This window comes from Roseofilum reptotaenium CS-1145, from assembly GCF_028330985.1.
GTDB lineage: Bacteria > Cyanobacteriota > Cyanobacteriia > Cyanobacteriales > Desertifilaceae > Roseofilum > Roseofilum reptotaenium.
Genome location: NZ_JAQMUE010000030.1, coordinates 51,202 through 61,514, shown reverse-complemented (window position 1 = coordinate 61,514; position 10,313 = coordinate 51,202). Strand labels below are relative to the sequence as shown.

General features: G+C 46.0%; 8 protein-coding genes. 5 read left to right on the top strand and 3 right to left on the bottom strand.

Annotated elements, in window-relative coordinates; all coding sequences use genetic code 11:
- The 3 genes from PN466_RS04365 to PN466_RS04355 form a co-directional block, all read left to right on the top strand.
- Window positions 1-694 (top strand): Uma2 family endonuclease (locus tag PN466_RS04365; RefSeq protein WP_271937279.1); only part of this gene is annotated, 694 nt, incomplete at its 5' end.
- Window positions 695-780: 86 nt separating this feature from the next.
- The gene (queC, locus tag PN466_RS25860; RefSeq protein WP_271937277.1) at window positions 781-1,923 is read left to right on the top strand and encodes a 7-cyano-7-deazaguanine synthase QueC; all 1,143 of its coding nucleotides are present in this window, start codon (window positions 781-783) and stop codon (window positions 1,921-1,923) included.
- Window positions 1,924-1,975: 52 nt separating this feature from the next.
- The gene (locus PN466_RS04355; protein ID WP_271937275.1) at window positions 1,976-2,371 is read left to right on the top strand and encodes a DUF2358 domain-containing protein; all 396 of its coding nucleotides are present in this window, start codon (window positions 1,976-1,978) and stop codon (window positions 2,369-2,371) included.
- A 26-nt stretch (window positions 2,372-2,397) separates the two neighbouring features.
- On the opposite strand, the gene PN466_RS04350 is transcribed toward PN466_RS04355, so the two are convergent.
- From PN466_RS04350 to PN466_RS04340, 3 genes are all read right to left on the bottom strand, one after another.
- The gene (locus tag PN466_RS04350) at window positions 2,398-4,410 is read right to left on the bottom strand and encodes a BsuBI/PstI family type II restriction endonuclease (RefSeq protein ID WP_271937274.1); all 2,013 of its coding nucleotides are present in this window, start codon (window positions 4,408-4,410) and stop codon (window positions 2,398-2,400) included.
- A gap of 99 nt (window positions 4,411-4,509) precedes the next feature.
- Complete coding sequence (locus tag PN466_RS04345) at window positions 4,510-5,109, bottom strand: glutathione S-transferase family protein (protein ID WP_271937283.1); 600 nt, start codon at window positions 5,107-5,109, stop codon at window positions 4,510-4,512.
- A gap of 51 nt (window positions 5,110-5,160) precedes the next feature.
- Window positions 5,161-6,039, bottom strand: coding sequence for an alpha/beta fold hydrolase (locus PN466_RS04340; RefSeq protein ID WP_271937272.1), 879 nt, complete (start codon window positions 6,037-6,039; stop codon window positions 5,161-5,163).
- A 311-nt stretch (window positions 6,040-6,350) separates the two neighbouring features.
- On the opposite strand from PN466_RS04340, the gene PN466_RS04335 reads away from it, so the two are divergent.
- Together PN466_RS04335 and PN466_RS04330 are read left to right on the top strand one after the other, a co-directional pair.
- Complete coding sequence (locus PN466_RS04335) at window positions 6,351-8,324, top strand: PP2C family protein-serine/threonine phosphatase (RefSeq protein ID WP_271937271.1); 1,974 nt, start codon at window positions 6,351-6,353, stop codon at window positions 8,322-8,324.
- A gap of 156 nt (window positions 8,325-8,480) precedes the next feature.
- Entirely contained in the window at window positions 8,481-10,223 is a 1,743-nt protein-coding gene (locus tag PN466_RS04330) for a CHAT domain-containing protein (protein WP_271937269.1), read from the top strand.
- Window positions 10,224-10,313 lie beyond the last annotated feature (90 nt).

The following is a 10,313-nucleotide window of genomic DNA, read 5'->3' as shown; positions in this document are numbered from 1 at the left end:
CTACTTCCAAAATCGTTCCGATGTTTACGTTTCCGGTAATCTCTGGTTCTCCTACGAGCAAGGAGTTCCCGATGCCGTGGTTTGTCCCGATGTCTTCGTTGTCTTTGGGGTTGAAAACCGTCCCCGCAGAAGTTACCGCGTGTGGGAGGAAAATAACCGTTATCCGGATTGGGTTTTAGAAGTGACTTCCATGAGTACCCGACACAAGGATGAACGAGATAAACCCGTCACTTATGCCCAAATGGGAGTCAGAGAATATTTCCAATATGACCCCAGCGGCGATTATTTGCAGCCTCGTTTGAGAGGACGGAGGTTAGTCAATGGAGCGTATCAATTATTGACGCTCAATGAGTTAGACGATGGTACATTATCCGTTTTTTCTCAGGTTTTAGGTTTAGAAATGAGAGTGCTACCGGATGGTAAATTGCGGTTTTTTGACCGAGAGAGAGGGGAGTATTTGCGCAGTCCCGATGAGTCGGAGCGCGATCGCTTGCAAGAACGCCAAAGGGCTGAAAATGAACGCCAAAGGGCTGAAAATGAACGGCAACGTGCCCAACAAGCAGAACTGGCTTTAGAGGAGGAGCGCCAACGGGCTGAACAAGAACAACAACGCGCTCAACAAGCAGAAGCCGAATTACAAGCCTTACGCCAACGTCTGCTAGAACAGGGCATTGATCCGTCTACTCTGGAATAGGCGACACCAGGGGTGGGCTGCATCGGATGGGTTCTCCCCGATCTACAATATTGACGACCCTATTTTTGATTTTCATTGATTGTTTCATGGCTCAAACCGAAGCTCTGGTTATCCTTTCTGGTGGACAAGATTCAACCACCTGCGCTGCATTAGCTACACAACAATTCGATCGCATTCATGGGCTGACGTTTGATTATCAACAGCGTCATCGCATTGAGCTGGAAAGTGCCCAAGCCGTGGCTCAGAAGCTGGAATTGGCAAGTCATGAAATCGTCTCAGTGGGGCCTATTTTGGCGAGTACGAGTCCTTTGGTAAGCGAAACCCCTTTGGCGGAGTATGAGAGTGCCGAGGCGCTGCCAGGGGGCATTGAAGCCACATTTATTCCGGGACGTAATATTTTGTTCTTAACCTTGGCAGCGAATCGGGCGGCGCGTTTAGGGATTAAAGATATTGTTTTAGGAGTGTGTGAGACGGATTTTGCGGGGTATTGGGATTGTCGTCAGAGTTTTATTGATGCCATGGGAGTGGCATTGGGTGAGGGAATGTACGGTGATGGTGAGGCGTATCGGATTCATACACCCTTGATGAATTTAACGAAGGCAGAGTCAGTGAAGTTGGCTCAGGAGGCGTTGGGCGATCGCTTCGAGTCAGTCATGGAGTTAACCCATACTTGCTATGCAGGGGTGAAGGGAGGATGCGGTAAGTGTCATGCCTGTATCTTAAGAGATCGAGGTTTTCAGGAAGCCGGAGTTGCCGATCCGATTTGGAAATATCGAGGCACTAACTATGGCAGTTCTGGGACAGAGATATTAGAAGATCGAACCTATGGCGATCGCGCCATTGAAGAAGTGGCTCACCATCGACTAGAAATTTGGCCCAACCCTTCTCCAAACCACGATTATATCATTCATCTAGAACATCCAGAGTTTACTGCCCTTTGTCCGCGATCGGGTTATCCAGATTTTGGCACTATTGTCTGTGATTATTTTCCCGGTCAATCTGTTTTAGAACTCAAAGCTTTTAAGCTTTACATTAACAGTTTTCGCCAACAAAGAATCAGCCATGAAACCGTAGTTAACCAGGTCGCCGATCGCCTGATGGCAGAAGTGAAACCCAAAGCACTGCGCATTATCGGCGATTTTACGAGGCGTGGAGGCGTAAAAACCGTGATTACCGCTTATCGAGGGGAAGACATGAGTTTCCCTGATTATCAACCCAATTTGCTTTAAAACTCTTGCCTATTGCCTCCCCAAAAAACGGTCGTAACTCACTGATGAAGCTATGGAACTGATCGAAATTCTCAAAGCAGACTATGAACGGTTTCCCGTCAACCAAACCTATAGTATTTATGCGCCAGATGTGTATTTTAAAGATCCAATGACCGAATTCTGGGGAGGCGATCGCTATCAACAGATGATATCCTGGATGGAACGCTGGTTCCTGAATATCAAAATGGACTTACACCACATCCAGCAAGAAGGAAACACGATCCACACCCGATGGACATTGCACTGGAATACTCCCCTCCCCTGGAAACCCCGTATTTCTATTCCTGGATCGAGTGAACTCCAAATCAATGAGAATGGCTTAATTAATTCCCATATCGATCGTTGGGATATTTCACGCTTAGATGTCTTAAAGCAACATATCGTGCTTCGTGCTGCTAATCAGGAATAGATAAACCATTTTTCCCCTGAAAACCCTTACTTATAGGGGCCAAGAAAGCGCTCTCCGTCAAAATGAATCATATGATCTGGATTATCAGCAATCCAAACCTCGGTTTCCCAACTAATATCCTTGGCAAATTTAGAAAATATTTTCATACTTTCAAAGGCACTCACATAAATTACACCTGCCGTACAATTGACCATTAAGTTTTTGAGCTTCAGATGACGAAGTGCATTAATTGGATTAGAAGAATGAACCGCTTCAATCGTAAACAGCCAGTTTCGATCGGCTTCATAAGCTAGAATATCAGGGAGCATGTCCCGCTCTAGTTGAGATATACCCAAACCGAGAAGCTTATTATTGTCAATACATAAGATCTTTTTTTCTGTATCTCCCAAATACAGTAACTCAATTGTACTATGAGCAAACCGAGGTAAAAATTCCTCAACCACAGCTTTTTGAATTCGGTTATGTGATCCTGGAGAAAGTTTGATGATTGTACCATTAGGTAAAGTAACTGGAACCTTTTGAAATTCCCGTGCTTTGCTCAAGCGATCGCCCAAAACCCCCCTTTGGTCGCGGAAATGGAGCAAAGCATCTTCCCAATCATCAGTATCATAAGCCTGTAACAGTCGTACTCCATCTTGTCCAATGGCATATCCTCGCGTCCCATCATTCGTATCAGCAGTCGGGTTAGCTGCGCTCTTTTCAACTAATCCAGCTTCAACCAAATAAATTAAGTCTTTTCGGCGCACATCATCATAAGATGAATCTGCTATTTTCTCGGCATAGTGTGTATTCCAGAATTTGATGATTTCTCTGGTTGTTATGGGATTAGACCCCCCTGCAAAATAACTTTTTGCTTCCTTCCAAAGCATTTCAGGACTTAGCCGAGCCACAGCTAAAAGAGCCAATGCCAACCGTTCGCGGCGACGTTTAGTCATTTCTCTGACTGGAATCCCAATACTCTTAATTATCTCTAAGGCTTGTTCTTTTTTCGTCTCAAAAAGTGTGCTAATTTTAAAATCTCTTGGATTAACCTCAGAATCTAGAACCTTCTTGACTTGTTGAGCTAAGGCTAGAGACATCAAAGGAGGTACAGCATTACCCACTTGTTCGCACTGTTCATAGAACGTCCCCTGAAATTCAAACCAATCAGGAAAACCTTGGAGTCTTGCCCCTTCTCGAACGGTAAGCATCCGACGGAGATCGCCGGGTAACTTGATCCGTAGCATATCAGCCGTTGCGCCTCCTAAATTGCGACAAGTCACCGTTCTTGAGGGTTGATCTAAATGTAAATCTCTAGGTCGAACACATCGACTTTTAGCTTCATATTCGGCAATATAGCGATCCATACTTGCTGTTAAAAATCGGCTTTCAGCATTAAATTCTAGGGCTAATGAACCTAAAGCCATGCCTGCGGTAACCGGTTGTGTCGTAAAAGGTTCTGGCCAAGACCAACCCACACGAGAGGCCACTATCATCACTCTCTGCCGTTTTTGCGGAACACCATACTCAAGAGAATTCAAAAGCTTGACATCAACTTGATAGCCAAATCGTTCTAATTCTGCCAGAACTTGCCTCAAATAGCTCTTATTGCGATAGAGTAAACCTCTCACATTTTCCAGAATTGCAATTTTAGGCTGAATTCGATGGATGGCATCCAGAAATATAGGAAAACCATCTCTAATATCACGTTTACCGCGTTGATAACCAATCTGGCTAAAGGGTTGACAAGGAGGGCCACCTATAATTACGTCGGCTTCTACTTCTGGTAAACCCACTGATAGACACGTTTCTACACATTGGCCAGCTAAGTTCATATTGTAACTGGCTACAGCGTAGGGCTTGATCTCAAAACCGTAGGTGCGAAATCCTTGGACTTCAAATCCCAAGGCTAATCCTCCACAACCGGCAAATAAATCTAATATAACTGGGCCATCAGGTGGCTTTTCTGGTTTTAGTAATAGATTATGGAGCCAACATAACCAGGATTGATGATCTGGAAAGGTGAGGCGGTCAAATAAATTGAGCTGACGAGTGTGCATAGTGCCTCAGTTGTACCAATTGAAGGTTTATTTTCCCACTTGCCATGCAATCTACGCAGATAGTTTAGCGATCGCGACTTTTCCCTTCTATAGAGACGATTAAGACATTGTAAGATGATGGGGATGACTTGACACGCGATCGAGCCATGCTCGAACAGCAGGATATTCAGAAAGATCAAATCCTCCTTCATCAGCTACATGGGTATAAGCGTATAACGAAATATCTGCGATCGTTAGAGAACCATTGACGAGAAAATCCGTTTTTGATAATTGCTGCTCCATAACAGAGAGTGCTTTATACCCCCCTTCTTGTTTCGCTTCATATTCTGCTCGTCTCTCTTCTGGTAGTCCCAGATACTTGGCGATAAACCGGGCTACGGCAATATACGGCTCATGACTATATTGTTCAAAAAACTGCCATTGCAAAATATTTGCTCGCTCCCAAGGGTCATCCGATAAATAATGGGTTCCATGGGCTAAATAATTGAGAATGGCATTAGACTCAGAAAGATATTGTCCTGACGGGAGTTCCAGAAGAGGAATTTTTCCATTGGAATTTTTGCTCAGAAACTCATTCGTTTTCGTTTCTCCCTGTAAGATATCGATCTCTATCCATTCATGATCTATATCTAGATGATTCATCAGTAACTTAACCTTATAGCAGTTACCTGAGAGCCTATCTCCGTAAACCCGATACATATATTCCTGTGCTATTGCTATATGTTGACATTTTTCTGAGTTATTCACTCTTTAGTTTAACGGGTCACTGTTCTCTAATACCCAATCGAGGATGAGGGGATTGACCAATTCTGGGGCTTCATCTTGGGGACAATGACCGACTCCTTCTAGGGGAATAAAGTGTTTAATGGCTGGAAATTCGCCTAACTTGCGTCCCTCATCAATGGGTTCCCAGGGGTCTTCAGTTCCCCAGAGCATGAGCGCTGGACAAGGGAGACTTTCTAACAACTCTTCCGGTAGGGGGCCTTGGGAATAGCGAGTAAAAGCGATAAAGACATCTGCTGCCCCCGGATCGAGTGCTGGAGCCATCAGTAAATCGACTAATTCATCGGTGACGGCTTCCGATCGCCCATAAGCTTCTTGTAAAATCTGTCGTACAACCTTGGGTTTAGCAATTTGGGCAAAAAACCAATGACCGATCGCCCGAATCCCCAAAAACCGTTGTACGATAGGCGCACCATACCGTTTATAAAAGGGTAAATTCTCTCGGCGGCGATCGTGGAGTAACCTTAAAGAACAATTGATCAAAACGACAGACTCTACCCAATCTGAAGCATCAACAGCCGCTTGCATCACAGCAATACAGCCAATCGAATTCCCCACCAATACCGTCGGCTCACCAATCACCTCTTGACAAAACTGGATAATTTGCTCGCTCCAGGTTTCAAATCTATACTCAACCTCCACCCCTGGAGTCGGTTTGGCCGAACCCCCAAAGCCAATTAAATCTAAGGCATAACAGCGACAACATTGACCCATAACCGGGAGATTTTTACGCCAATGATCCACCGATCCCCCAAATCCATGGATCAGTAACACCGTTGGCCCTATTTGACCCATTTTCTGATAACGGATGGGAAATCCGCGCCAGTTCCAGATCGGATATTCCATAGGATCAGCCGGATCATTGGCCCTTTGAGTCGCAGAAATAGTCATATAATTTGGGAAAAGCGTGCAAGATTGTATGGGCAGAATATAAGTCAAACCCACGGTTCTTGTCAGCTATTTCCCCAAACATGAATAACTAAGGGTGCGTTCACTAAACTAGAATTATATCTATTTCGGCTTGCTTATTAGGTAGTGTTCCTATCTATCGCTCTAGCCAAGCAGCCGTCTGCTATGCTCTGAACAACTGGATTGGGCCAGAACCCCAGTTGTGGAGCAATACACTGCCTTTCCATTTACAGGCGCGAGGATTTCCTATGCCAACCGAAACCGCATTCCTTAACTGTCCCAATCCCAGTTGTCAGAAAGTCAACTCAGAAAATCGTCAAGATTGCCACAGTTGCGGCACTCGGTTAGTCAAGCGGTATCTGTGGGCAACGTCTCCCGATCTGCGACCTTTAGGCCACGCCTTGGACTTTCTAGAAGCGGGACAACGAATGGGCGATCGCTATCTCTACAAAGGTAACCACATTTTCCTCGATCTGAAACCAGGGGTTCCCCCCCATATCCCCTCAGAAATTTCCTCATCCCTGCAAACCTATCTCAAACTCTTTCCCTATCGACTCCATGTCCCCCAACCCTACGAACTCTTAACGCTAAAGCAGACTTTACCCCCTGTGCTACTGCTCGAAGGAGCGCCGATCAACCCATCCCTTTTAGAGCAAGCGCCTCTGAACCCCGCACTGATGCCAACGCTCAAAGATCAATGGGCTAAAGCTTCTCCCATGCGTCAATTGCATTGGTTATGGCAAATTGCCCATCTGTGGCAACCATTAAAAGTTTTGGGAGTAGCCAATTCCCTACTCGATCATCACTTCTTGCGAGTTGAAGGGCCAGTGGTACGGATTCGAGAATTGCGGGCCGATCCCTCATCTTCAGTTGAGTTATCCCAGTTAGGGCAAATGTGGTTACTCTTGGCTAAACAGGCCAATCCTCTGATTAATCGCTTTTTACAACATTTAGCTCAAGGGTTGACTGAAGGACACATCTTCGCCATGGCTCGGGCGATCGCCGAACTCGATCGAGCCTTACACTATTGTCGTCAGTCCCAGACTACCCACTTTAGCCTATGTACCGCCAGTGATAAGGGCCCCAGTCGCTCCCATAATGAAGATGCTTGTTACCCCCTACAAACCTCCCCAGGTCAAAGCATTTCGTCATTTCAGGGGTCTGATCCTCTCTGTGCGATTGTCTGTGATGGTATTGGTGGTCATGCTGGGGGAGAAGTGGCTTCTCAACAGGCGATCGAAAGTATTTTGGCCTCTTTGAATTGGGAGAAGCTTTCTGCTGCCAAGAGTCCCCCAGATCGGGTCGATCAGATCACCGATCTTCTCGATCAGTTGATTCGTCATGCGAATACCGTTATTAGCGATCGCAATGACCAAGAGCATCGTCACGAACGACAACGCATGGGAACGACTCTCGTCATGGCAGTTGTTCCCCCTCCTGTAGAGCAGGCCCATGAACTCTATATTGCCCATGTGGGAGATTCCCGGATCTATTGGATCACCCAGCATGGATGTCATCAGGTGACCTTAGATGATGATTTAGCTTCTCGTGAAGTGCGCCTAGGTTATACCTTATATCGTGGCGCTCTCCAACATCGGGCTGCTGGTGCCCTGGTGCAAGCCTTGGGAATGAGTGAGTCTAATCTCCTGCATCCTAGTGTGGGGCGATTAATTTTAGATGAGGATGGCATTGTGTTGCTTTGCTCTGATGGACTCAGTGATGGCGATCGCGTCGAACACCATTGGCAAAGTAAACTCTTACCCATTTTGGAGGGTAAATTAGATTTGGCCACAGCCACGGCTGAATTAGTCGAATTAGCCAATACCCTCAATGGCCATGATAATGTCACCATCGGCCTGATCCATTATCAAGTCAAACCCCAGAATGCGACCTTGAAGCCCTTAACTAGATTATTTAATCCCGTTATTCCGGGCGATCTCCCCGCCAAAGAATCAGCCCAGAACTCAATGAAAACCCAATTGGTCACAGTTGGCGCTCCAGAAGGCCAAAAGGACTTGAAGTCTAGTCCAGACTCTGTGCCCCAAACGGTTTCTATTTCTCGATTATTAGTGGGGATTGTCAGTTTAATGACAATTTTATTGGTTTTAGGGGGAGCGACATTATATCTGTTTGAACCATCTTGGAGGCGATCGCCAACCCTTCAAAACTCTCCTGCTATACCCGTCCAACTGTCCCCCTCTCCCAGTCCCATAAATCCGTAAAATTATGGGGAATGGGTCATCAGTAATCTCCGTATCTGTGCGTCCCCCTGTCTCCATATCCCCGTCTCCCCATCCCCCAATCCCCCCATCTGTCCAAGCAATTCGATAAACTAGAAGAAAGGGAATACACTCAACCCGTAATATCAAGGCTCTTAAATGTCTTCAATTGACTGCCCTTGTCTCAGTATTGCCATTACCCGGTTGGTCGCTTGTTCACCATCTGATGGCAATGGTAAACCTCATTCTCCAGATAGAAACCAATCCGCCCATTTTGCCATTTGGGTAATTCGGGCTTCCTATCCCGGAGGATATACTCATCATGACCGTATTTGGCCCTATACTCTCAGCCTCACTTGGGAAGGATGGCAGGATTTATTTAAAATTCCCTCCCAACCCTCCTATTCTCTCTCCATTCCGGCTGTAGAGTCTAATCCAACAGAATTCGAGACTTTACCCTTTTCTCCAGAGGAAAAAGGGTCTTATAGTAGTCGGTTAATGCAGCAATTGGGGATTAGTTTGTGGCAATGGGTCTTTGATGGCCCCATTCAAAGCTGTTTATCCCAAAGTCAAGGCATTGCCTTAGGACAGAATAAACCCTTACGAGTCCGCCTCGATATCCGAGACCCCGATCTAATTCCTTTACCTTGGGAAATTATGCAATCTCAAGCGGGAAAACAGGCCATTTCCGTTTCTCCTACCCTGTTATTTAGTCGTACCACCAGTGATGTCGATCCTCTTCCTCCGCAACGAACGGATCAGGAACTGAATATTTTATTAGTCTTTGGCGCAACGGTTGGTCAGGGTACTTTCGGTTCTGAATGGCTTGAGGGTACACCGAGCGATCTGCAATTGGAAGCAGAAGCAGAAACCTTAGCTCGAATTCTGGAAAATTGTACCGATCCCCATCAAACCCTACCCAGTTTAATGACTTCATCGGTTCCCTGTAAAGTAGATACCTTGATCCAACCGACTCCTGCACAGTTAATTGCGGCTTTGGAAACGAAGACCTACAACATTGTGTTTTATGGAGGCCATGCTGTCCCGGCTCCGGATGGGGGACTGTTGTATTTACAGCCAGAAACAACCCTGAGTGGCCGGGAATTTGCCAATGTTTTGGTTCGAGGACAAGTGACGTTGGCAGTTTTGAATACTTGTTGGAGTGCGAAGGGAGATACGGAAGTAGATGATCCTAGAGATGGAGACTCTCATCGTCTCCTGCCTCGTAGTAGTTTCGCGGAAGTACTACTGCATCATGGGATACCAGCAGTTTTAGGAATGCGAGAGGCGATCGCCGATCGAGAAGCGCTCAGTTTCATTGAAGCCTTTGCTGAAGCCCTATCCAAGCGTTTCCCCATCGATGAAGCTACCGCTATAGCTCGGCAACGCTTAATTACACTCTACAAGTATAATCAACCATCCTGGACACTTCCGGTGTTATATATGCATCCAGATTTTGATGGACAGTTATTAGTCCCTGCTCCGGAAGGAATTACTGAATTACCAGATACAGCAGTCAATTTGCATCAACAAACCCGCACAATTGCCTCCTTACGTTCAGTAGAAGAAACAACACAGGTTTGGCAGATTCATGGCGGACTTATGCGAGTGGGCAGACGGGAAGAGAATGATATTGTCATTAGCGAACGCTGGGTATCTCAGCGGCACGCAGAAATTATTCGCCGGGAACCTTTAGAGTCGAATCAGGGACAACCCACCTATTGGTTACGGGATTTTTCCCGCTTTGGAACCTTGGTATTACGAGCAGGGAATTGGCAAAAAATTCACCAGCAAGAAATTCCCCTACAATCAGGGGAAAAAATTAAGTTTGGCAGTTCCCAAGGACAAATGTTGGAGTTTGTGATTGAGGAATTGATGATGAACTACTCACACTCTAAATAACATCAGTTTTGGATAAGCTGAAACCCTTGTTCTCTCGTTGGCTGTAATCCCCATTGCTTCCTCAAATCAGTCGCAAAACGCCCTTAACCA

Coding starts and splice junctions, on each gene's coding strand:
- PN466_RS04335 (WP_271937271.1), top strand. CDS start 6,351: ATGCCAACCGAAACCGCATTCCTTAACTGTCCCAATCCCAGTTGTCAG.
- PN466_RS04345 (WP_271937283.1), bottom strand. CDS start 5,109: ATGTATCGGGTTTACGGAGATAGGCTCTCAGGTAACTGCTATAAGGTT.
- PN466_RS04350 (WP_271937274.1), bottom strand. CDS start 4,410: ATGCACACTCGTCAGCTCAATTTATTTGACCGCCTCACCTTTCCAGAT.
- queC (WP_271937277.1), top strand. CDS start 781: ATGGCTCAAACCGAAGCTCTGGTTATCCTTTCTGGTGGACAAGATTCA.
- PN466_RS04340 (WP_271937272.1), bottom strand. CDS start 6,039: ATGGAATATCCGATCTGGAACTGGCGCGGATTTCCCATCCGTTATCAG.
- PN466_RS04355 (WP_271937275.1), top strand. CDS start 1,976: ATGGAACTGATCGAAATTCTCAAAGCAGACTATGAACGGTTTCCCGTC.
- PN466_RS04330 (WP_271937269.1), top strand. CDS start 8,481: ATGTCTTCAATTGACTGCCCTTGTCTCAGTATTGCCATTACCCGGTTG.